The 22,166-nt window shown below is 73.3% G+C and carries 22 protein-coding genes; 12 read left to right on the plus strand and 10 right to left on the minus strand.

The genetic code is table 11. The annotated features are described in order from the left end of the window. Positions 1 to 130 precede the first annotated feature (130 nt). The 4 genes from ACIRBX_RS29605 (at position 131) to ACIRBX_RS29620 (ending at position 2,903) form a co-directional block, all read left to right on the plus strand. Positions 131 to 1,723, plus strand: coding sequence for an acyl-CoA carboxylase subunit beta (locus tag ACIRBX_RS29605; RefSeq protein WP_402301460.1), 1,593 nt, complete (start codon positions 131 to 133; stop codon positions 1,721 to 1,723). A gap of 32 nt (positions 1,724 to 1,755) precedes the next feature. Further along, on the plus strand, positions 1,756 to 1,977 hold the full coding sequence (locus tag ACIRBX_RS29610; protein ID WP_402301463.1) for an acyl-CoA carboxylase subunit epsilon: 222 nt from the start codon (positions 1,756 to 1,758) through the stop codon (positions 1,975 to 1,977). Positions 1,978 to 2,030: 53 nt separating this feature from the next. Then, positions 2,031 to 2,156 carry a morphogenic membrane protein MmpB gene (mmpB, locus tag ACIRBX_RS29615; protein ID WP_402301466.1) on the plus strand — a complete coding sequence of 42 codons (126 nt, stop codon included), beginning with the start codon at positions 2,031 to 2,033 and terminating at the stop codon, positions 2,154 to 2,156. Positions 2,157 to 2,306: 150 nt separating this feature from the next. Next, entirely contained in the window at positions 2,307 to 2,903 is a 597-nt protein-coding gene (locus ACIRBX_RS29620) for a Maf family protein (protein WP_402301468.1), read from the plus strand. Between the two features lie 34 nt (positions 2,904 to 2,937). Here ACIRBX_RS29620 and ACIRBX_RS29625 read toward each other — a convergent pair whose 3' ends face one another. After that, complete coding sequence (locus tag ACIRBX_RS29625) at positions 2,938 to 3,684, minus strand: alpha/beta hydrolase (protein ID WP_402301471.1); 747 nt, start codon at positions 3,682 to 3,684, stop codon at positions 2,938 to 2,940. 255 nt (positions 3,685 to 3,939) lie between these two features. Between ACIRBX_RS29625 and ACIRBX_RS29630 the strand changes: the two genes are divergently transcribed. Next, positions 3,940 to 4,683 carry a hypothetical protein gene (locus tag ACIRBX_RS29630; RefSeq protein WP_402301474.1) on the plus strand — a complete coding sequence of 248 codons (744 nt, stop codon included), beginning with the start codon at positions 3,940 to 3,942 and terminating at the stop codon, positions 4,681 to 4,683. 234 nt (positions 4,684 to 4,917) lie between these two features. Continuing rightward, positions 4,918 to 6,693: an acetyl/propionyl/methylcrotonyl-CoA carboxylase subunit alpha gene (locus ACIRBX_RS29635; protein ID WP_402301476.1), complete on the plus strand. Its 1,776-nt coding sequence runs from the start codon at positions 4,918 to 4,920 to the stop codon at positions 6,691 to 6,693. Positions 6,694 to 6,792: 99 nt separating this feature from the next. Here ACIRBX_RS29635 and ACIRBX_RS29640 read toward each other — a convergent pair whose 3' ends face one another. Next, positions 6,793 to 7,683 carry a DeoR/GlpR family DNA-binding transcription regulator gene (locus ACIRBX_RS29640; protein WP_402301721.1) on the minus strand — a complete coding sequence of 297 codons (891 nt, stop codon included), beginning with the start codon at positions 7,681 to 7,683 and terminating at the stop codon, positions 6,793 to 6,795. Positions 7,684 to 7,906: 223 nt separating this feature from the next. Beyond that, a complete protein-coding gene (locus ACIRBX_RS29645; protein ID WP_402301478.1) occupies positions 7,907 to 9,388 on the minus strand; it encodes an NAD(P)H-quinone dehydrogenase in 1,482 nt (493 codons plus the stop codon). 135 nt (positions 9,389 to 9,523) lie between these two features. Between ACIRBX_RS29645 and ACIRBX_RS29650 the strand changes: the two genes are divergently transcribed. The 3 genes from ACIRBX_RS29650 (at position 9,524) to ACIRBX_RS29660 (ending at position 12,723) form a co-directional block, all read left to right on the plus strand. Then, entirely contained in the window at positions 9,524 to 9,961 is a 438-nt protein-coding gene (locus tag ACIRBX_RS29650) for a gamma-glutamylcyclotransferase (protein WP_402301480.1), read from the plus strand. A gap of 160 nt (positions 9,962 to 10,121) precedes the next feature. Then, positions 10,122 to 10,943 (plus strand): purine-nucleoside phosphorylase, encoded by an 822-nt coding sequence (locus ACIRBX_RS29655; RefSeq protein ID WP_402301482.1) that lies wholly within the window; start codon positions 10,122 to 10,124, stop codon positions 10,941 to 10,943. A gap of 100 nt (positions 10,944 to 11,043) precedes the next feature. After that, positions 11,044 to 12,723 (plus strand): phospho-sugar mutase, encoded by a 1,680-nt coding sequence (locus ACIRBX_RS29660; RefSeq protein WP_402301484.1) that lies wholly within the window; start codon positions 11,044 to 11,046, stop codon positions 12,721 to 12,723. Positions 12,724 to 12,861: 138 nt separating this feature from the next. Here ACIRBX_RS29660 and ACIRBX_RS29665 read toward each other — a convergent pair whose 3' ends face one another. The 7 genes from ACIRBX_RS29665 to ACIRBX_RS29695 all read right to left on the minus strand — a co-directional run bounded on the left by ACIRBX_RS29665 (position 12,862) and on the right by ACIRBX_RS29695 (position 18,181). Next, positions 12,862 to 13,782 carry a class I SAM-dependent methyltransferase gene (locus ACIRBX_RS29665; protein WP_402301486.1) on the minus strand — a complete coding sequence of 307 codons (921 nt, stop codon included), beginning with the start codon at positions 13,780 to 13,782 and terminating at the stop codon, positions 12,862 to 12,864. Then, positions 13,782 to 14,459, minus strand: coding sequence for a PH domain-containing protein (locus ACIRBX_RS29670; protein WP_402301488.1), 678 nt, complete (start codon positions 14,457 to 14,459; stop codon positions 13,782 to 13,784). Before ACIRBX_RS29670 ends, ACIRBX_RS29665 begins: the two co-directional genes overlap by 1 nt. 221 nt (positions 14,460 to 14,680) lie before the next feature. After that, a complete protein-coding gene (locus ACIRBX_RS29675) occupies positions 14,681 to 15,226 on the minus strand; it encodes a hypothetical protein (protein ID WP_402301490.1) in 546 nt (181 codons plus the stop codon). A gap of 65 nt (positions 15,227 to 15,291) precedes the next feature. Then, positions 15,292 to 16,089, minus strand: a complete 798-nt coding sequence (locus ACIRBX_RS29680; protein WP_402301493.1) for an ABC transporter permease — start codon at positions 16,087 to 16,089, stop codon at positions 15,292 to 15,294. Further along, positions 16,086 to 16,799: an ABC transporter ATP-binding protein gene (locus ACIRBX_RS29685; RefSeq protein WP_402301495.1), complete on the minus strand. Its 714-nt coding sequence runs from the start codon at positions 16,797 to 16,799 to the stop codon at positions 16,086 to 16,088. Before ACIRBX_RS29685 ends, ACIRBX_RS29680 begins: the two co-directional genes overlap by 4 nt. Before the next feature lie 51 nt (positions 16,800 to 16,850). Further along, complete coding sequence (locus ACIRBX_RS29690) at positions 16,851 to 17,576, minus strand: leucine-rich repeat domain-containing protein (protein WP_402301497.1); 726 nt, start codon at positions 17,574 to 17,576, stop codon at positions 16,851 to 16,853. Beyond that, a complete protein-coding gene (locus ACIRBX_RS29695) occupies positions 17,573 to 18,181 on the minus strand; it encodes a TetR family transcriptional regulator (RefSeq protein ID WP_402301499.1) in 609 nt (202 codons plus the stop codon). Before ACIRBX_RS29695 ends, ACIRBX_RS29690 begins: the two co-directional genes overlap by 4 nt. A 567-nt stretch (positions 18,182 to 18,748) precedes the next feature. Between ACIRBX_RS29695 and deoC the strand changes: the two genes are divergently transcribed. Genes deoC through ACIRBX_RS29710 form a run of 3 tightly spaced genes read left to right on the plus strand, consistent with a single transcriptional unit; the run spans position 18,749 to position 22,108 of the window. Next, a complete protein-coding gene (deoC, locus tag ACIRBX_RS29700; RefSeq protein WP_402301501.1) occupies positions 18,749 to 19,735 on the plus strand; it encodes a deoxyribose-phosphate aldolase in 987 nt (328 codons plus the stop codon). Between the two features lie 5 nt (positions 19,736 to 19,740). After that, positions 19,741 to 21,219 (plus strand): aldehyde dehydrogenase family protein, encoded by a 1,479-nt coding sequence (locus ACIRBX_RS29705; RefSeq protein WP_402301503.1) that lies wholly within the window; start codon positions 19,741 to 19,743, stop codon positions 21,217 to 21,219. Further along, complete coding sequence (locus ACIRBX_RS29710) at positions 21,212 to 22,108, plus strand: aldehyde dehydrogenase family protein (protein WP_402301505.1); 897 nt, start codon at positions 21,212 to 21,214, stop codon at positions 22,106 to 22,108. Before ACIRBX_RS29705 ends, ACIRBX_RS29710 begins: the two co-directional genes overlap by 8 nt. Positions 22,109 to 22,166: the final 58 nt, after the last annotated feature.

Raw genomic sequence — 22,166 nt, forward strand, 5'->3', positions numbered from 1 at the left:
CAACTGTGTTGCTGGCCATAACCAGGAGGGCCCCGGGCTGGCTACGCTACCCAGCGGTAGTTCGCTGTGCCGCCCCTGCCCTCGTGCGCGATGCACCGGGAGCGGCCGAGGATCAGGGAGAGCCGACCGGATGACCGAGGCGCCGTACGACCCGCACACCACCGCCGGAAAGCTGGCCGACCTGCGCAGCAGGATCGACCAGGCCGTGCACTCCGGTTCGGCCGCAGCGGTCGAGAAGCAGCACGCCAAGGGCAAGTTGACGGCCCGTGAGCGGGTGGCGGAGCTGCTGGACGAGGACTCGTTCGTGGAGTTCGACGAGTTCGCCCGGCACCGGTCCACCAACTTCGGGCAGGAGCGGAACCGCCCCTACGGCGACGGCGTGGTGACCGGCTACGGCACCGTGGACGGCCGTCAGGTCGCGGTCTTCGCCCAGGACTTCACGGTCTTCGGCGGCTCGCTGGGCGAGGTCTTCGGCGAGAAGATCGTCAAGGTGATGGACTTCGCCCTGAAGACCGGCTGTCCGGTCATCGGCATCAACGACTCCGGCGGCGCCCGGATCCAGGAGGGCGTGGTCTCGCTCGGCCTGTACGGCGAGATCTTCCGCCGCAACGTGCACGCCTCCGGGGTGATCCCGCAGATCTCGCTGATCATGGGCCCGTGCGCGGGCGGCGCGGTCTACTCCCCCGCCATCACCGACTTCGTGGTGATGGCCGATCAGACCTCGCACATGTTCATCACCGGCCCCGACGTGATCAAGACCGTCACCGGCGAGGACGTCGGCATGGAGGAGCTGGGCGGCGCCCGCACCCACAACACCAAGTCGGGCAACGCGCACCACCTCGCGGCGGACGAGAAGGAGGCGGTGGAGTACGTCAAGAACCTGCTCTCCTACCTCCCGTCGAACAACCTCTCCGACCCGCCGTCCTTCCCCGAGCAGGCCGACCTCTCGATCACCGACGAGGACCTGGAGCTGGACACCCTGGTGCCGGACTCGGCCAACCAGCCGTACGACATGCACAAGGTGATCGAGCACGTCCTGGACGACGGCGAGTTCCTGGAGACCCAGGCGCTGTACGCGGGCAACGTGATCACCGGCTTCGGCCGGGTCGAGGGCCACCCGGTCGGCGTGGTCGGCAACCAGCCGATGGACCTGGCCGGCTGCCTGGACATCAACGCCAGCGAGAAGGCCGCCCGGTTCATCCGGACCTGCGACTCCTTCAACATCCCGGTGCTCACCTTCGTCGACGTGCCCGGCTTCCTGCCCGGCACCGAGCAGGAGTGGGACGGCATCATCCGGCGCGGCGCCAAGCTGATCTACGCCTACGCCGAGGCCACCGTCCCGCTGATCACCGTCATCACCCGGAAGGCCTTCGGCGGCGCCTACGACGTGATGGGCTCCAAGCACCTCGGCGCCGACCTCAACCTGGCCTGGCCGACCGCGCAGATCGCCGTGATGGGCGCCCAGGGCGCGGCGAACATCGTCTACCGGCGCGAGCTCCAGGCCGCCGCCGCGGCCGGCGAGGACGTCGACGCGCGCCGCGCCGAGCTGGTCGCCGAGTACGAGGACACCCTGCTCAACCCCTACCTGGCCGCCGAGCGCGGCTACGTGGACGCGGTGATCGCCCCCAGCGAGACCCGCCGCCACATCGTGCGCGGCCTGCGGGCGCTGCGCGGCAAGCGGGAAGTGCTGCCGCCCAAGAAGCACGGCAACATCCCGCTGTAGTCGCGAAGCCCGGACCGGAGGAGGATCGGTACATGAGTCCCATTCAGGTGCTGCACGGGCAGCCGACCCCCGAGGAGCTGGCCACCGTCCTGGCGGTGGTCTCAGCCCGGGCCGCCGCCGCAGCCTCGGCCGCCGAGGCGGCCCGGCGCGCGGGCGGCGGCCCGGCCTCGGCGTGGAACGACCGGGCCCGGAGGATGCGGCAGGCGCCGGCGGCGGGGCCGCACGCCTGGCGGACCTCCGGGTGGGCGGGCTGAGTTGAGTACGCGTACTCAGGCATAACGGGCACATCGGGGCGCAGGCTGGTGAGGTGCTCTGGTCAGACCCGAAGGATGAGGCATCGGCCGAGGCGCGGCGGGCACAACGGATGCTCCGCCGCGCCGGTCCGGTGCTGGCCGTGCTGCTGTTCGTGACGGCGCTGCTCCTGGCGGTCTGACCCCCGTCCCGGGGCGCGGGGGACCGCGCGAGCGCGGGAGGCGGCCCGGCGGATCGGCACGCACGAGCCGGTCGCCCGTCCTGCCCCCGCCCCCGTACCCCCGGGCTGACCACCGACCCGCACCCCCGGCGACCGCCTAAGGTGGGCCGCATGAGTCAGCGTGTGGTGGTGTTGGCGTCGCAGTCGCCGGCGCGGTTGGGGTTGTTGCGGCAGGCGGGCCTGGCGCCCGAGGTCGTGGTCAGCGGGGTGGACGAGGACGCACTGAGTGCGGACTCGCCCGGCGAGCTGGCGCTGGTGCTGGCGGAGGCCAAGGCCCGCAAGGTGGCCGGGGAGCTGACGGACGGTCAGCTGGTGATCGGCTGCGACTCGGTGCTGGAGCTGGACGGCCAGGCGCTCGGGAAGCCCGCCGACGCGGCCGACGCGCTGGTCCGCTGGCAGGCGATGCGCGGCCGGGAGGGCGTGCTCCGCACCGGCCACTGTGTGATCGACACCGCCACCGGCAAGGAGGCCTCGGCGACCGCCTCGACCACCGTGCGCTTCGGCACCCCGGACGACGCCGAGCTGGCCGCGTACATCGCGACGGGTGAACCGCTGTACGTGGCGGGGGCGTTCACCCTGGACGGCCGCTCGGCGCCGTTCATCGAGGGCATCGACGGGGACCCGGGCAACGTGATCGGCCTGTCCCTGCCGCTGCTCCGGGTGCTGCTGGCCGACCTGGACGTCCGGATCACCGACCTCTGGGCCTGACGCCGGCTCCGACCGGAGCCGGCGCGGGGGCCGGTCAGCCCGCCGGGGCGTTCTTCGCCAGGAAGGCGAGCAGATCGGCCTTGGCGGTGCCCTGCTCCAGCAACCGGACGCCGTGGCTGGTCCCCTGGTAGACCTTCAGCTCCTTCACCGGGGCGGCGGTCGCGGCGGCGGCCAGCTCGGCGGCGTTCTCGGCGAACGGCTGGTCGCTCTCCTGGACGGCCAGGAAGAGCGGCACGGTGAGCTTGCCGATCGCCGCCTTGCCGTCCCAACTGCCGTGGTACGTCGGCGAGCTGAGCGTCACCACGGCGGCCACCGGCAGTGCGCCGGGGGTGGCGGCGGCGGCCAGTGAGGCGGTGCCGCCCTTGGAGGCGCCGATCAGCACCACCCGCTCCACCCCCTTGCCCTTGAGGTACTTCTCCGCCGCCTCGACGTCCAGCGCGACGTCCCCGGCCGAGGTGAAGGCGAGTGCGCCGTAGCCGGCCCGGGTGAAGTCCTCGACGAAGGGCACCCAGTCGCAGAGCGAGCCGCCGTTCTCGTGCGAGAGGACCACCGCGACCTTGGCGTGGCCGGCGTCGGAGTCCTGGTGGTAGGCGTCCCGGGCGGCCACGCTGTCGAGCGCGAACGAACCCCTGTCGGCCCGGTCCCGGGCCAGGCAGCCGTAGTCGGAGGCGCTGGGCTTCGGGGCGGCCGTGCCGGAGCCCCCGGTGGAGCCGCAGCCGGTGAGCAGCGGGGTGAGCAGCAGGGCGGCGGCGAGTGCGGGCAGGGCGGTGCGGAGCTTCATCTCTTCGACTTCCCCCGTCGAGTGACCACGGGCGCCGGGCGGCGACCGTCGGCGGCCACGCTAGGGAGCGGGCCGAAATGCCGTCAATGGTCCAGACCATTACGGTTCGGCACCCGTAAGCGGAACCGATCCGTCCGTTCTGTCCTTGCTGATCCGGACAGATCCCGACCCGCACATCTGTCGCTGAAGGCCAAGCCAGCGCCCGGGACCGGCCGCTAGGCTGGCGCGGTCATCGGGCCGGGAAGGGAGCGTGCGGTGCTCGACAGCCTGATCAACCTGGCGCTCGGCCTGCTGGCCAGCGCCATCAGCGCCGGCCTCGGCTGGCTCGCGCACACCGCGCGCGGGCGGCGGCGGCTCGGCCGGATCCGCGCGTTCTTCGGGATGCCGGCCGGCTCGGACTGCCTGCTGGTGGTCAACCGGCACACGGCGGCGGCGAGTTCGAAGAGCGTCTCGCGCCACGACGTCTACGCCCTGATGGAGCTGGCCGCCCTGATCAAGGAGTGCGGCGCCCAGGCCGAGGTCACCGGGCACGACCAGGTGCGCCAGGGGCTGGGCGACAAGGCCGAGTTCTGCCTCGGCGGCCCGGAGAGCAACGAGCGCACCGCCGCCCACCTGCGCAACTGGCTGCCGGGCGTGACCTTCACGCCGCCGCCCGGCGGGACCACGTACGGCTCCACCATCACGGTCGGCGAGCAGGAGTTCGCGTTCACCGACACCGGGGACCGGCCGAGCGCGTACGTGCTGCTGGCCCGGATACGGACCGCGCCCGGCAGCCGGCCGGTCTTCCTGATCGCCGGTCAGACCGCCACCTCCAACCACGCGGCGGTCCGCCACCTGACCGCCCGTCACCGCGAGCTGGCCCGCACCCACGGCGCGCACGGCACCTTCGCCGTGGTGCTGCGGGTGGTCAACCCGAGTGCGTACGGGCCGGACGTGGTGGAAGTCGCCGCCGACGTCACCGGACCGGCCCTCACGACGGCCCTCGCGGCGGCCGGATGAGCCTCCCTCCTCCGGTGTGGCGAAGGCCACGGGCCGCGACGCGCTCTCGGCCCGCGCTCCGGGCCGCCTCCGGCCGGGCCGCGTAGCCTCGCGACCAGCAGCGCCTGCCGCTCCGTGTCCGGGCGGTCACGATTTCGCGTCACGCTCCGTGTGGGCAAGCTCACCACCTGGGGCTACTCGCCGGTAAGACCCCGCAAACCCTAAGCTCAACGAGGTTCAAGAAGGGAGCCACACGTGCGTAAGGTGCTCATCGCCAACCGCGGCGAAATCGCCGTCCGAGTCGCCCGGGCCTGCTCGGACTCCGGCATCGCCAGCGTCGCCGTCTACGCCGAGCCGGACCGGGACGCGCTGCACGTCCGCGCGGCCGACGAGGCGTACGCCCTCGGCGGCGACACCCCGGCCACCAGCTACCTGGACATCGCCAAGGTGCTCCAGGCGGCGGCCGACTCGGGCGCGGACGCGGTCCACCCCGGCTACGGCTTCCTGTCCGAGAACGCCGAGTTCGCCCAGGCCGTGATCGACGCCGGACTGATCTGGATCGGCCCGCCGCCGCAGGCCATCCGCGACCTGGGCGACAAGGTGACGGCCCGTCACGTCGCGCAGCGCGCCGGTGCCCCGCTGGTGGCCGGCACCCCGGAGCCGGTCTCCGGCTCCGACGAGGTGGTCGCCTTCGCGACCGAGCACGGCCTGCCGGTCGCCATCAAGGCGGCCTTCGGCGGTGGCGGTCGCGGCCTCAAGGTCGCCCGCACCCTGGAGGAGATCCCCGAGCTGTACGAGTCGGCGGTCCGCGAGGCGGTCGCCGCCTTCGGTCGCGGCGAGTGCTTCGTCGAGCAGTACCTGGACAACCCGCGCCACGTGGAGACCCAGTGCCTGGCCGACTCGCACGGCAACGTGGTGATCGTCTCCACCCGTGACTGCTCGCTCCAGCGCCGCCACCAGAAGCTGGTCGAGGAGGCGCCCGCGCCGTTCCTCACCGACGAGCAGAACGCGGAGCTCTACCGGGCCTCCAAGGCGATCCTGCGCGAGGCGGGCTACGTCGGCGCCGGCACCTGCGAGTTCCTGGTCTCCCAGGACGGGCTGATCTCCTTCCTGGAGGTCAACACCCGCCTCCAGGTGGAGCACCCGGTCTCCGAGGAGGTCACCGGGATCGACCTGGTCCGCGAGATGTTCCGGATCGCCGACGGCGAGGCGCTCGGGTACGACGACCCGGAGATCCGCGGTCACTCGATCGAGTTCCGGATCAACGGCGAGGACCCGGGCCGCAACTTCCTGCCCGCCCCCGGCACGGTGACGCTGTTCGCCCCGCCGTCCGGCCCGGGCGTGCGGCTGGACGCGGGCGTGGAGTCCGGCTCGGTGATCGGCCCGGCCTGGGACTCCCTGCTGGCCAAGCTGATCGTCACCGGCGCCACCCGCAAGCAGGCGCTGGAGCGCGCCGCCCGGGCGCTGCGCGAGTTCAAGGTGGAGGGCATGGCCACCGCCATCCCGTTCCACCAGGCGGTCGTCACCGACCCGGCGTTCGCGCCCGAGGTGCACGGCTCGGAGGGCCCGTTCACCGTCTACACCCGGTGGATCGAGACCGAGTTCGCCAACACCATCCCGGCCTTCACCGGCGGCGGCGTGGAGGCCGAGGAGGCCGACCAGCGGGAGACCGTGGTGGTCGAGGTCGGCGGCAAGCGGATCGAGGTCTCGCTGCCCTCCTCGCTCGGCGTCTCCGCCGCCCCGGTGGCGAGCACCTCGGCGACCGGCAAGGCCAAGCGCCGGGTCGGCGCCAAGAAGGCGGGCTCGGCCGTCAGCGGTGACACGCTGGCCTCGCCGATGCAGGGCACCATCGTGAAGGTCGCCGTCGAGGAGGGCCAGGTGGTCGCCGAGGGCGAGCTGATCGTGGTCCTGGAGGCGATGAAGATGGAGCAGCCGCTGAACGCCCACAAGGCGGGCACCATCACCGGCCTCAAGGCCGAGGTGGGCGCCAGCGTGAGCAGCGGCGCGGCGCTCTGCGAGATCAAGGACTGACACCCGGTCAGCTCCGGAGCGGGGCCCCGTCGCACTCTGCGGCGGGGCCCCGGCCGTGTCTGCCGGAGGGGTGGGGCAGGTGGGTGGTGCGGCCCGGCCTCAGCGGCCCCTGGTCACCGTCAGCTCGGGCATCCGGCCCGGGAGTTGGTGGTTCGGGCGGCGCTGGCCGGGGAGCGGGGCCGGGCGGCGGGGGGCCGATCCGGAGGAGGCCGGGTGCGGGTGCGCCGGGGCCTCCAGCGGAGGGCCGACCGGAGCCACCGAGATCTGCACCCCGCAGTCGGCCAGCGCGTCCAGCTCGCGGGCGGTCTGGTCGGTGGCGGTGGCCTGCTCGTCCGTCACCAGGCGGGTGATCGCCTCGGTCGGCACGGTCTGGAACATGGTGTCCGCGCCGAGCTTGGTGTGGTCGGCGAGGACGATGACCTCGGAGGCCGACTGCACCAGTGCCCGGTCCACGCTCGCGGAGAGCATGTTGGTGGTCGAGAGGCCGCGCTCGGCGGTCAGACCACTGCCCGAGATGAACGCCTTGGTGACCCGCAGGCCCTGGAGCGACTGCTCGGCCCCGCTGCCCACCAGGGCGTAGTTGGAGCCGCGCAGGGTGCCGCCGGTCATCACCACCTCCACCCGGTTGGCGTGCGCCAGGGCCTGGGCGACCAGCAGCGAGTTGGTGACCACCGTCAGCCCGGGCACCCGGGCCAGCCGGCGGGCCAGCTCCTGGGTGGTGGTCCCGGCACCGACCACCACCGCGTCACCCTCCTCGACCAGGCCGGCGGCCAGGTCGGCGATGGCGCTCTTCTCGGCGGCGGACAGATGGGTCTTCTGCGGGTAGCCCGGCTCCCGGCTGAAGCCGCCGGGGAGCACCGCACCGCCGTGCCGGCGGTCGAGGAGTCCCTCGGCCTCCAGCGCGCGGACGTCCCGGCGGACGGTGACCTCGGAGGTCTGGACGACGCGCGCCAACTCCCGGAGCGACACCGCTCCGTTGGCCCGCACCATTTCGAGAATCAACTGGCGACGTTCTGCAGCAAACACAGAACCGACGGTAACCGAATGACCGTCTGCTTTCAGGCGTTTGCAGCTGGTATCGGGAAATGCTCACGTCGGAGCAGCGCGCGACCGTACAATGCGCGCCTCTGCTGACGGATCGTCACGCTCCGCCGTCGGCACGGAACGAAAGGGGCGGCCACCGGTGGTGGCCGCCCCAACTCCTCCGCCCAGCTCAGGAGTCCGAGTTCTCCCGCTTGCGGATGTGCAGCTGGCGGGCGGCCTCGGCGGTGGAGCCGGAGAGTGACGGGTAGACGGTGAAGGCGCGGGCCACCTGTTCGACCGTCAAGTTGTTGTCCACGGCGAGCGAGATCGAATGGATGAGTTCGCTGGCGCGCGGCGCGACCACCACACCGCCGACCACGATGCCGGTGCCGGGGCGGGCGAAGAGCTTCACGAAGCCGTCCCGGATGCCCTGCATCTTGGCCCGGGGGTTGCCGCGCAGCGGCAGCTTGACCTCGATCGCGTCCATCTTGCCGCAGGAGACGTCGGCCGCGGTGTACCCGACGGTGGCGATCTCCGGGTCGGTGAAGACGTTGGAGGCCACCGTCTTGAGGTCCAGCGGCTGCACCGCGTCGCCCAGCGCGTGGTACATGGCGATCCGGCCCTGCATGGCCGCCACCGAGGCGAGCATGAAGACACCGGTGCAGTCGCCCGCCGCGTAGACGCCGGGGGCGGTGGTGCGGGAGACCCGGTCCACCTGGATCTGGCCCCAGTCGTTCAGCTTGACCCCGGCCTCCTCCAGGCCGAGCCCGGCGGTGTTCGGGATCGAGCCGACCGCCATCAGGCAGTGCGTGCCGGAGATGACGGTGCCGTCGGAGAGGGTGACCTCCACTCGGTCCCCGATCCGCTTGGCCCCCTCGGCCCGGGAGCGGGACATCACGTTCATGCCGCGCCGGCGGAAGACCTCCTCCAGCACCTCGGCCGCGTCCGGGTCCTCACCCGGCAGCACCCGGTCCCGCGAGGAGACCAGGGTGACCTTCGATCCGATCGCCTGGTAGGCGCCGGCGAACTCGGCGCCGGTGACGCCGGAGCCGACCACGATCAGCTCGCGGGGCAGCTCCTCCAGGTCGTAGACCTGGGTCCAGGTCAGGATCCGCTCGCCGTCCGGCTGGGCGTCCGGCAGCTCGCGCGGGTGCACGCCGGTGGCGATCAGCACCGCGTCGGCGCGCAGCGACTCGGTGGTGCCGTCGGCGGCCTCCACGAGCACCTCGCGGGAGCCGTCCGCCGCCTGGCCGCCGCTGCCGAGCCGGCCCTTGCCGCGCAGCACGGTGACGCCCGCCCGGGTGACGGACTGGGTGATGTCGTGCGACTGGGCGATGGCGAGCCGCTTCACCCGTCGGTTCACCTTGCCGAGGTCCACGCCGACCACCCGGGCCGGGGTGTCCACGTGCGGGGTGTCGTCGGCGACGATGATGCCGAGCTCCTCGTACGAGCTGTCGAAGGTGGTCATCACCTCCGCCGTGGCGATCAGGGTCTTGGACGGCACGCAGTCCGTCAGCACCGCCGACCCGCCCAGGCCGTCGCGGTCGACGACGGTCACCTCCGCGCCGAGTTGGGCGGCCACCAGGGCCGCCTCGTATCCGCCGGGTCCGCCACCGATGATCACGATCCGAGTCACGCGCACCATTGTCCCGTACGCCGTGGACGAGGACACGCCGGGGGCGCCGCACTGTGTCAGGGAGCACGGTGGAGGAGGTGACCGTGCCGTCTCCGGACGGTTCCGGACGGACCGTCAGGAAGATCCCCGGGTGCTCCCTCCCGGCCGGTGCTCTCCCGTAGGCTGACGACCATGCCCCTCTACGCCGCGTACGCCACGAACCTCGACGCCCGGCAGATGACCCGCCGGGCCCCGCACTCGCCGCTGCGCGGCACCGGGTGGCTGACCGGCTGGCGGCTGACCTTCGGCGGGGAGCAGCTGGGCTGGGAGGGCTCGCTGGCGACCGTGGTGGAGGACGAGAAGGAGCAGGTCTTCGTCTCGCTCTACGACGTGGCGCCGATGGACGAGGAGGGCCTGGACCGCTGGGAGGGCGTCCAGCTCGGCATCTACCGCAAGGTCCGACTGCGCGCGCACACCCTGGACGGGGACATCCCGGTCTGGACCTACGTGCTCAACGACTGGGAGGGCGGCCTGCCCGCCGCCCGCTACCTCGGGCTGATCGCCGACGCGGCGGAGAGCGCCGGGGCCCCCGACGACTACGTGCTGGACCTGCGCCGCCGGCCCTGCTGACGCACCGTCGGCGGCGTCCGCGAGGGCTTCGGAGACTCCTCCGAACAGGGCGTTCACCGGCCGGGTCCGGTTTGGACCAAGCGCCCATCCGGGTAACGATCCGGCACGTCCGGGCGGATATGTCTACGCGCGTAGGCGATTCCCGTCTATCCTCGGTCCCGTGAACGCATCTCCGCAGTCCCCGCTCTCCGCCGATCCGTACGCCGCCGCCCGGGAGGCCGCCGCCAAGCTGCGCGAGCTGACCGGTGCCGAGCGCCACGACGTCGCCCTCGTCATGGGCTCCGGCTGGGTGCCGGCCGCCGACGCGCTCGGCGAGACCGTGGCCGAGTTCCCGGTCACGGAGCTGCCCGGCTTCCCGGCCCCGGCGGTGGCCGGCCACTCGGGCAAGGTCCGCTCGGTGCGGATCGGTGACAAGCGGGCCCTGATCTTCCTGGGCCGCAACCACTACTACGAGGGCCACGGCGTGGCCACCGTGGTGCACGGGGTGCGCACCGCGGTCGCGGCGGGCTGCGAGACCGTCGTGCTGACCAACGGCTGCGGCGGCCTGCGCGAGGGCTGGGTGCCCGGTCAGCCGGTGCTGATCAGCGACCACATCAACCTCACCGCGGACTCCCCGATCGTCGGCGCCAACTTCGTCGACCTCACCGACCTCTACTCCGGGCGGCTGCGCGAGCTCTGCCGCGAGGTGGACCCCTCGCTGGACGAGGCCGTCTACGTGCAGTTCCGCGGCCCGCACTACGAGACCCCGGCCGAGATCGGCATGGTCCGGGCGATCGGCGGCGAGCTGGTCGGCATGTCCACCACGCTGGAGGCGATCGCCGCCCGCGAGGCCGGTGCCGAGGTGCTGGGCATCTCCCTGGTCACCAACCTGGCGGCCGGCATCACCGGCGAGCCGCTCAACCACGAAGAGGTGCTGGAGGCCGGCAAGGCCAGCGCCGAGCGGATGGGCGCGCTGCTGGCGAAGGTCCTTGAGCGGATCTGACCGCGACCTGACGCAGAATCAGTAAGCCGGAGCCGTCGTCCCCGATCGTCCGGGACGACGGCTCCGTCATCCCACCCACCCTCAGAGGGAGCTGGCAGCAATGTCCGAGACCACCGATCTGCTCGCACGCGCCCGGGCCTGGCTCGCCGAGGACCCGGACCCGGACACCCGCGAGGAGCTGACCGCACTGCTGGCCGCCGCCGAGGGCGAGCCGGAGGGCGCGGAGCGGATCGCCTGGTCCCGGCTGGCCGAGCGGTTCAGCGACCGGCTGCAGTTCGGCACCGCCGGGCTCCGGGGCGAGCTGGGCGCGGGCCCGATGCGGATGAACCGGGCCGTGGTGATCCGGGCCGCCGCCGGGCTGGCCGCGTACGTGAAGAAGGAGGGGCTCGGCGACCTGGTGGTGATCGGCTACGACGCCCGCCACAAGTCGTACGACTTCGCCGTGGACACCGCCGCCGTGGTGGTCGGCGCCGGCCTGCGGGCCGCGCTGCTCCCCCGCGCGCTGCCCACCCCCGTGCTGGCCTTCGCCGTCCGCCACCTCGGCGCGGCGGCCGGCGTCACCGTGACGGCCAGTCACAACCCGCCGCAGGACAACGGCTACAAGGTCTACCTGGGCGACGGCTCGCAGATCGTGCCGCCCGCCGACGCCGGCATCGCCGCCGAGATCGACGCGATCGGCTCGCTGGCCGAGGTGCCGCTGGCCGGCGGCGGCTGGGAGGTGCTCGGCGAGGAGGTGCTCGACGCCTACCTGGACCGCGCCGTCACCGTCGTCGACCCGGCCGGGCCGCGCGGCCTCGACGTGGTCTACACCCCGATGCACGGCGTCGGCCGGGACGTCCTGGTGGCCGCCTTCAAGCGGGCCGGCTTCCCCGCCCCGACCGTGGTCGCCGAGCAGGCCGAGCCCGACCCGGACTTCCCGACCGTGGCCTTCCCCAACCCGGAGGAGCCCGGGGCGATGGACCTGGCCTTCCGCACCGCCGCCTCGGTCGGCCCCGACATCGTGATCGCCAACGACCCGGACGCCGACCGCTGCGCGGTGGCCGTCGCCGACGGCGGCGGCTGGCGGATGCTGCGCGGCGACGAGGTCGGCGCGCTGCTCGGCTCGGCGCTGGTGGCCAAGCGGGTGCACGGCACCTTCGCCACCACCATCGTCTCCTCCACCCTGCTCGGCCGGATCGCGGCGGCGGCCGGCCTCGGCTACACCGAGACGCTCACCGGCTTCAAGTGGCTCTCCCGGGCCGAGGGCCTGCGCTACGGCTACGAGGAGGCGCTCGGCTACTCGGTCGACCCGGAGGGCGTCCGCGACAAGGACGGCATCACCGCCGCCCTGCTGGTCGCCGAGCTGGCCGCCGTGCTCAAGGAGTCCGGCCGCACCCTGACCGACCTGCTGGACGACCTGGCGCTGGAGCACGGCCTGCACGCCACCGACCAGCTCTCGGTGCGGGTCTCCGACCTGACGGTCATCTCCTCGGCGATGCAGCGGCTGCGCGAGCAGCCCCCGGCGGTGCTGGCCGGCCTGAAGGTCACCCGGGCCGACGACCTGACCGAGGGCACGGCGGAGCTGCCGCCGACCGACGGCCTGCGCTACTTCCTGGCCGGGGACGGCGTCACCGCCGCCCGGATCGTGGTGCGCCCGTCCGGCACCGAGCCCAAGCTCAAGTGCTACCTGGAGGTCGTCCTCCCGGTCGGCTCCGCCGCCGACCTCGGCGACGCGCGGGGCCGGGCCGCCGGCCTGCTGGACGCGATCAAGCGCGACCTGGCCGCGGCGGCCGGCATCTGACGGACCGTCCGCAGCAGCTCCGTCGAAGGGCCCGGAGTCGAAGGGCCCGGAGGGGATGTCTCCCCTCCGGGCCCTTCGGTGTGTCACGGGCGCTGCCACGGCGGCTGCGGGTGGACCGCCGTGCGGGACGGCCGTGTCTCAGGAACGGACCGCGAGGAGGTAGCTGCGGTCGGTCTCGGCCTCGTGCGGGTACGGGGCGCGGTCCAGGCGGGCCCGGAGGGTGAAGCCGGCGGCGGTGAGGTCGGCGGTCACGGTGTCCGGGTCGAGGAAGTGGAAGGTGACGTCCACCGGGTGGCCCCACCAGTCGGTGAGGCGGCGGGCCTCGGTGCCCCGGTGGAAGGCGAGCAGCAGCGGGGCACCGGGGCGGAGCGTGCGGTGGATCTCGGCGAGGACGGCGCGGTGCTCGGCCGGGGGCAGGTGGATCAGCGAGTACAGCGCCACCGCGCCGCCGAACTCGCCGTCGGCGGCCGGGAGGTGGCGCAGGTCGCCCTCGCGGAACTCGGCGGCGGGGTGCTGCTGCCGGGCGAGGGCCACCATCGCCGGGGAGAGGTCGATGCCGACCGCGCGGACTCCGGGGGCGCCGTGGGCATGGGTGCCGTGGGCGTGGGCGCCGTGGGCGGCCAGCCAGCCGGTGACGTGGCCCGGCCCGCAGCCCAGGTCGGCCACCAGGGCGGGCGGGTCGGTCCGCCGGTCCGTGAGCTGCTCCAGCAGGGCGGTCAGCAGGGCCCGGTCCAGCGGCTTGCCGGCCAGCTCGTCACCGATCCGCTCCGCGTACTCCGCCGCCACCGTGTCGTAGCTGCGGCGGACGGCGTCGGCCTCCGGGCCGGCCGGGCGGTGCGGGGCGGGGCCTGACGCACCGTCGGCTGACGGGCCGGTGACCGACTGGCTGGTGACCGACGGGCCCGGGGCTGACGGGATGGTGACCGACGGGGTGGTGGCTGACGCACCGTCGGCCGACGGGCCGGTGACGGACGGGCCGGGGCCTGACGGGGTGGCGCGGTGGCCGTCCCGGTCCGGCTCCTCCCCGTCCGTCGCCGGCCGCTCCCCCCGAGCGGCCATCAGAGAACCACGACGAAGGTGATCAGGGTGATCAGGCCGACCAGCGTCGGGGCGATGATCCACCAGCACCACCGGACCGTCACCGGGCCGGCCGCCTCCGGCTTGCCGGCGTTCCGCTCGGCCAGCTCCTGGAGAGTGAGCACCACCTGGTCGGACCAGGCCTTGGTCGGGTCCGACTCGCCCGGCTTCGTGCCGCGCAGCGAGCTGCCGAGGGAGGCGGTCCGGGAGGCGCGGGGGTCGCCGCCGGCGGCGGCCCGGGCGGCGGCGCGACCGGCCCTCTTCCGGGCCCGGAGCGAGACCGGGACGGCCCAGACCTGGTACTTCTTGCCCTCCGCGAAGAGCTCGACGGAGTAGCCGGAGCGCAGGCCCTCGACCGTCGCCCACGGCGCGTGCACGGTGCGGAAGGGGTTGCGCACCAGCAGCCGCCGGTCGTCGGCGAGGACGGCGGGCCGCAGGGTGTACGCGGCCACCGGCAGGCAGAACACCGGCGCACAGGCCAGCGCGATCCACGGGGTGCGGCCGGTGCCGTTCAGCGCCGCGTCGATGATCAGCCACCCGGCCACGGCCAGCAGCATGACACCGGAGATCACACCGGGGACGGAGCGGTAGACGCGGTCCGCGTACTGGGGCTCGGAGGCGGCTCTGCCCGGGTCGGGCTTGCCGTCGGATTCGGTCATGGGGCCGATTCTGCCCCATCCGCCCCGACGGGTGACGGCGCCACCGGAGCTGCCTGCGCCGCCCGGGGCGCCGGGGCCGCCGGGCACCGGGCGCCACACCGCGCCGAGCGGTCCCGGGCGGGGCGGTGGAGCACTCCGGGGAGTGCGGCGGGGAGAGCGGCGGCAGTCTCCGACGACCGGTCTCGTCACCCGGTGCCGCTCCCCCTCCGTCGGACGGGCGGTCAGCGGTCCGGATCGTGCACCGCGCGGGCCCACTCCTGCTCGAACTCCGCTGCGGTGATCACGAACGGCAGCCACTCGGGCGAGAACCGGTCCACCAGCGGTGGGTTGAACGGCCAGTCCTCCGGGGTGCTCCGGTAGGCCGTCCCATCCACCAGCACCTCGACCTGGCGCAGACGACGGCCGTCCGGACCGACCTCCGAGAGGTAGTCGACCGGGTCGGTGTCCTCCGTCCAGGACTGCCGCAGGTGGAGCGGCTCCGGGCCGGCCAGTACGCCGAAGCCCGGCAGCTCGCGCTGGGCGACCCGCGCGGCCCGGGCCGAGGCGAGCCCGACCGGGTCGGCGGAGGCGTCGACGTCCGCCTCGTCCAGGCCCCAGCCCTCGGCCCTGGCCCGGGCCGCCTCGTCGTGCATCACCTCGACCTCGGCGAAGGTCTCCAGCAGCTCGCGCTCGGACCGGGCGCGCACCCACCACCAAATCCCGCCCATGCCGTAGTCGTGCAGGACGAGGTAGCGGGTCTTCGGCGTCTTCGACGGATCGTCAGTCACCCGCGTCACCGTAGCCACGGGGTCCGTCAGGGGGTGGGTGCTCCCGGGGTGGGCCGGCTGCCGGGTCAGTCGGTGCGGCGGCGGAGGGTGGCGGCGCCGAGGCCGAGGGCGAGCAGGGTGCAGCCGGCGATCACGGCGAGGTCTACGAGCAGGGCGGCGCTGGTGCCGGAGGTGGTGGTGAGGCGGTTCATGGCGTCGACGGCGTAGGAGAGCGGGAGCACCTCGGAGACCCAGCGGAGCGGGGCGGCCATCGCGTCGCGCGGCACGAACAGCCCGCAGAGCAGGAGTTGGGGGAGAATCACCGCCGGGAGGAACTGGACGGCCTGGAACTCGGTGCGGGCGAAGGCCGAGACCAGCAGGCCGAGCGCCATGCCGAGCAGGCCGTCGCCGAGGGCGACCGCGAACAGCAGCCAGGTGGGGCCCTGGACGTCGAGGCCGAGCAGGCCGAGGGTGAGCCCGGCGGCCAGCGCCGCCTGGACCAGGGCGACCAGGCCGAAGGCGAGGGCGTAGCCGAGCAGCAGGTCGAGCTTGCCGAGCGGCATGGTGAGCAGCCGCTCCAGCGTGCCGGTGGTCCGCTCGCGGAGCATGGCGACCGAGGTGACCAGGAACATCACCAGCAGCGGGAAGATCCCGAGCAGGGCGGCGCCGGTGCGGTCGAACTGCTGCGGCTGGTCGTCGAACATGTAGCGCAGCAGGGTGAGCAGCAGACAGGGGACCACCAGCAGCATCGCCAAGGTCCGGCGGTCGTGCCGGAGTTGGGCCAGCACACGGCGGGCGGTGGCGATCGTGCGGGTGGCGTTCAGCGGCGCGGCGGTCCGCGGGGCGGTGTTCAGTGGGGCGGTCTTCGGCGGGGTGGTGTTCACGGGGTGCTCCCGACCAGGCTCAGGAAGGCGGCGTCGACGTCGGCGGCACCGGTGCGGCGGAGCAGCCCGTCGGGGGTGTCGGCGGCGAGCAGGCGGCCGTCGCGCATCAGCAGCAGGCGGTCGCAGCGGACCGCCTCGTCCATCACGTGGCTGGAGACCAGCAGGGTGGCGCCGCCGTCGGCGAGGCTGCGGAACAGCTGCCAGAGCTCCTGGCGGAGCACCGGGTCGAGGCCGACGGTGGGCTCGTCCAGCACCAGGAGTTCGGGGGTGCCGAGCAGCGCGGTGGCGAGCGAGACCCGGGCCCGCTGGCCGCCGGAGAGGTGGGCGGTGCGGGCGTCGCGGTGCCCGGTGAGGCCGACCGCCTCGATCACCCGGGCCGGGTCGGCGGGCGGGGCGCCGAGCACGGCGGCGAAGTAGCGCAGGTTCTCGGTGACGGTGAGGTCGTCGTAGACGGCCGGGGCCTGGGTGACGTAGCCGATCCGGTGGCGGAGCGCGGCGCTGCCGGCCTGTTCGCCGAGCACCTCGACCCGGCCGGCGGCGGTCTTCTGCACGCCGACGATCGAGCGCAGCAGGGTGGTCTTGCCGCAGCCGCTCGGGCCGAGCAGTCCGGTGATGCTCCCGGGCGGGATGTCGAGGTCGAGGCCGTGCAGCACGGTGCGTCCGCCTCGGACGACGGTCAGTCCGGCGACCCGGACCGCTGAATTCATCATGTGATGAGTTTTGCGCCGCCGGGGGCGCCCGGTCAAGGCGGCGGGCGGATTTCAGTACAGGACGACGCAGCCGCGCGCGGTAAGCGCGGCGAGCAGGGCCGGGGACGGGCGGGCAGCGTTCCAGCGCAGGTCCAGCTTCTCCAGCGCGGGCAGCCCGGCCAGCCAGCCGGGGAGGGCGGTGAGGCGGTTGGAGCGCAGGTCGAGCCGGCGCAGTCGGGGCAGGCCGGCCAGCGCCTCGGGCACGGCAGCCAGCCGGTTGTCCCGTAGGTCCAGCTCGCGCAGCTCCGCCAAGTCGGCGACGGAGGGCGGGAGTTCGGTGAGGGCATTGCCGCGCAGATGGAGCTCGCGGAGGGCTCGGAGCCGGCCGAGGGCGGCCGGGAGAGCGGCGAGACGGTTGTGCTCGGCCCGGAGTTCGACCAGTGCGGCCAGCTCGGCGAGGGCGTCGGGGAGGTGGGTGAGGCGGTTCTCCCCGACGTTCAGGTAGCGCAGGGCGGTGAGCCGACCGAGGGCGTCGGGGAGGGTGGTGAGGTGGTTGTCGTGCAGGTAGAGGAAGTCCGAGAGGTCCGTCAACTCGCCGATCTCGGGCGGGATTTCGGTGAGGCGGTTGTGGCCGAGGTCGAGCAGGCGGAGCCGCCGGAGAGCGGCCACGGCGGGCGGCAGTGCGGTGAGCTCGTTGTCGGCGAGGATCAGCACGCGCAGTTCGGTGCGACGCCAGACCTCCTCGGGGACGCGGCCGAGGCAGTGCTTCCAGAGATTGAGGGTCGGCTCCTCGGTCACGGGGTGACCAGGTAGTTCTGGAAGGTGCGGGCGAGCAGTGGGTGGAGCTCCTCCCGGGGGGCGGAGGCCAGTGGCTCGATCCTGACCACGTAGCGGGCCATCGCCAGGCCGACGATCTGGGAGAACATCAACTCGGCGCGCAGCTCCGGCCGTTCGACCTCCAGGGCGGCGGCGATCCGGCCGATCAGCTCGGCCGTGACGAAGCCGCGCATCAGGGCCGCGACCTGCTCGGTGGTGGCGGCGGCCCGGATCAGCGCGAGCAGGCGGTCCAGCACGCCCGGCTGCTCCCAGAGGTCCAGCACGAAGTCCGCCACCCGGCCGCCGACCCCCGCCGGATCACCGGCCAGCGCCCGCTCCACCACGGCGCGCGGATCGACGGGCAACTCCAGGGCGGCGAGGAAGAGTTGATCCTTGGTGCCGAAGTAGTGGTGCAGCAGCGCCGCATCCACCCCGGCGGCCCGGGCGATCGCCCGCATGCTCGCCTTCTCGTACCCGCGCGCGGCGAACTCGGCCCGGGCCGCCTCCAGCACCGTCCGTCGGGTGTCGGCCCCACCGGGCCGCCGCCCGGTCCGCTTCGGCTGCGCCACCTCGTCTCCCGTGCTCACCGGGCCACCCTACGTGGCCTGCCTACGGCGCGACCGGAAGGCGGGGAGGGCGGACCTGGAGAGTGGGCACGGGGACGGGCGAGCGAGGCGGAGGGCGGACGTGGAGGACACCACCTGCGGGCGCACAGAGACAGGACAGGCGGGCTCCGGGCAGCGGCCGGAGCAGCGCACGGAGAGTGGACCGAGCGAGCCGGCACCGCCGGGCCGACGGGTGGCGGCGATGAAACGGCCGACGCCCCCGCCCCGGACGGACCCGCACCGGCCCATGCCCCACCCCGCCGGGCACCCCGGATCGGGAGGTGCGCCCCCGGAGGCCGCGGACACCTGCGGGCCGCGCCGCCCCGGGCGACCTGCGACGGTGGCCCGGGCCGGGCAGAACGGTGGCCCCGCCGGGCAGACCTGAGCGGCGGCGGGGGCAGCACCGGCGAGGCCCGCAGGGCAGGCGGCGGGGCTGATGGGGCCACTGGGGCGGGACACGGGCGCCCCCGGCGGGAGATATCGGTCGTGCATCGAACGTGGCTGGGTCTGGCGCGTTGCTACGCGCGTAGATATGCTGGGCTGGTGACCATGTCCACTGTTGCAGCCAATGCCCCCGGCGCTGCGGGCGGCGGCCTTCAGGACGTTGCGGCGTCCGAGGCCTCGCTCCGCCGTTTCCTGCACGGCCTGCCCGGCGTCGACGCCGTCGGCCTGGAAGCCCGCGCCGCCACCCTCGGCACCCGTTCGATCAAGACCACGGCGAAGGCGTACGCCATCGACCTGGCGATCTCGATGATCGACCTGACCACGCTGGAAGGCGCGGACACGGTCGGCAAGGTGCGCGCCCTGTGCACCAAGGGCCGGAACCCCGACCCGACGGACCCGACCGCACCCCGGGTCGCCGCGATCTGCGTCTACCCGGACATGGTCGCCACCGCCAAGGCCGCCCTGGCCGGCACCGACATCCAGGTGGCCTCGGTGGCCACCGCCTTCCCGGCCGGCCGCGCCGCGCTGCCGGTCAAGCTGGCCGACACCGCCGACGCGGTGGCCGCCGGCGCCGACGAGATCGACATGGTGATCGACCGGGGGGCCTTCCTCTCCGGCCGGTACCTGGACGTCTTCAACGAGATCGTCGCGGTCAAGGAGGCGTGCAAGCGCCCCGACGGCACCGCCGCCCACCTCAAGGTGATCTTCGAGACCGGCGAGCTGCAGACCTACGACAACGTCCGCCGGGCCTCCTGGCTGGCCATGCTGGCCGGTGCCGACTTCATCAAGACCTCCACCGGCAAGGTGACGGTCAACGCCACTCCCCCGGTCACCCTGCTGATGCTGGAGGCCGTCCGGGACTTCAAGCGGCAGACCGGCATCCAGGTCGGCGTGAAGCCCGCCGGTGGCATCAAGACCACCAAGGACGCCATGAAGTACCTGGTCATGGTGAACGAGACGCTGGGCGACGACTGGCTGACCCCGCACTGGTTCCGCTTCGGCGCCTCCAGCCTGCTCAACGACCTGCTGATGCAGCGTCAGAAGCTGACCACCGGCCGGTACTCCGGTCCCGACTACGTGACGGTGGACTGATCCTCGTGGCCAAGAACAAGAACAACGCCAAGGCGGAAGCCCCCGCGGGCGGCCTCTTCAGCTACGCCCCGGCCCCCGAGTCCCCGGCCGCCGCCGGTGACATCGCCACCTCCTACGGGCACTTCATCGACGGCGCCTTCGTCGACTCCTCCGGCAGCGAGGCGCTGAAGACCGTCAACCCGGCCACCGAGCAGGTGCTCGCCGAGTTCGCCCAGGGCACCGACGAGGACGTGGACCGCGCGGTCGCGGCCGCCCGCCGGGCGTTCGCCGACTGGTCGGCGCTGCCGGGCAGCGAGCGGGCCAAGTACCTGTTCCGGATCGCCCGGATCGTCCAGGAGCGCTCGCGCGAGCTGGCCGTGCTGGAGTCGATCGACAACGGCAAGCCGATCCGGGAGACCCGGGACGTCGACCTGCCGCTGGTCGCCGCGCACTTCTTCTACTACGCGGGCTGGGCCGACAAGCTGGACTACGCCGGCTACGGCGCGAGCCCGAAGCCGCTCGGCGTGGCCGGCCAGGTCATCCCGTGGAACTTCCCGCTGCTGATGCTGGCCTGGAAGATCGCCCCCGCGCTGGCCACCGGCAACACGGTCGTGCTCAAGCCGGCCCAGACCACCCCGCTGACCGCGCTGCGGTTCGCCGAGATCTGCCGCCAGGCCGGTCTGCCCAAGGGCGTGGTCAACATCGTCACCGGCGACGGCCGCACCGGCGCCGCGCTGACCGCCCACCCGGACGTCAACAAGGTGGCCTTCACCGGCTCCACCCCCGTCGGCCGGGCCATCGCCAAGCAGGTCGCGGGCACCCGCAAGAAGCTCTCGCTGGAGCTCGGCGGCAAGGCCGCGAACATCGTCTTCGACGACGCGCCGATCGACCAGGCGGTCGAGGGCATCGTCAACGGCATCTTCTTCAACCAGGGCCACGTCTGCTGCGCGGGCTCGCGCCTGCTGGTCCAGGAGTCGATCCAGGACGAGCTGCTGGACGCCCTCAAGCGCCGGATGTCCACCCTGCGGGTCGGCGACCCGCTGGACAAGAACACCGACGTCGGCGCGATCAACTCGGCCGCGCAGCTCGCCCGGATCACCGAGCTGTCCGAGATCGGCGAGCTGGAGGGTGCCGAGCGCTGGGCCCCGGAGTGCGAACTCCCGGGCGCCGGTTACTGGTTCCGCCCCACCCTGTTCACCGGCGTCTCGCAGGCGCACCGGATCGCCCGCGAGGAGATCTTCGGCCCGGTGCTCTCGGTGCTGACCTTCCGCACCCCCGCCGAGGCGGTCGAGAAGGCCAACAACACCCCGTACGGCCTGTCGGCCGGCATCTGGACCGAGAAGGGCTCGCGCATCCTCTGGATGGCGAACCAGCTCAAGGCCGGTGTGGTCTGGGCCAACACCTTCAACAAGTTCGACCCGACCTCGCCGTTCGGCGGCTACAAGGAGTCGGGCTACGGCCGCGAGGGCGGTCGCCACGGCCTGGAGGCGTACCTCGATGTCTGAGACCACCCTGAGCGTCTTCAAGACCTACAAGCTGTACGTCGGCGGGAAGTTCCCCCGCTCCGAGAGCGGGCGGGTGTACGAGGTGACCGACTCGAAGGGCCAGTGGCTGGCCAACGCGCCGCTCGGCACCCGCAAGGACACCCGGGACGCGGTGCAGGCCGCCCGTGGCGCGGTCAAGGGCTGGTCCGGCACCACCGCGTACAACCGTGGCCAGGTGCTGTACCGGATCGCCGAGATGCTCCAGGGCCGGCGCGAGCAGTTCGCCGCCGAGGTGGCCGCCGCCGAGGGCATCGGCGCCAAGAAGGCCGCCGCGCTGGTGGACGCCGCGATCGACCGCTGGGTCTGGTACGCGGGCTGGACCGACAAGATCGCCCAGATCGCCGGGAACACCAACCCGGTCGCCGGGCCGTTCTTCAACATCTCCACCCCCGAACCCTCGGGCGTGGTCGGCGTGGTGGCCCCGCAGTCCGGGACGGGCTTCTCCTTCCTCGGCCTGGTCTCGGTGATCGCCCCGGCGATCGCGGCGGGCAACACGGTGGTCGTCGCGGCGGCGGCGGAGGCTCCGCTGCCCGCGCTCTCGCTGGGCGAGGTGCTGGCCACCTCGGACCTGCCGGGCGGTGTGGTCAACGTCATCTCGGGGAAGACGGCGGACATCGCTCCGACCCTCGCCTCGCACCAGGACGTCAACGGGCTGGACCTGGCCGGGGCGATCGCCCCGGAGGGCCCCGGCGCGGCGACCGAGCTGGAGGTGCTGGCCGCGGATACCCTGAAGCGGGTGTTCCGCCCGGCGGCGGACCAGTCCGGCCTGGACTGGACCAATGCCCCCGGAACCGAGCGGCTACTCTCGTTCCTGGAGACCAAGACGGTCTGGCACCCGATGGGTGTCTGACCTCCCGTCAGGGAAAACTCCACACAGACTGGTCGTCCCCAGTGCCCTCACCCCCCCA

It is taken from the genome of Kitasatospora sp. NPDC096147 (assembly GCF_044763225.1).
Classification (GTDB): domain Bacteria; phylum Actinomycetota; class Actinomycetes; order Streptomycetales; family Streptomycetaceae; genus Kitasatospora.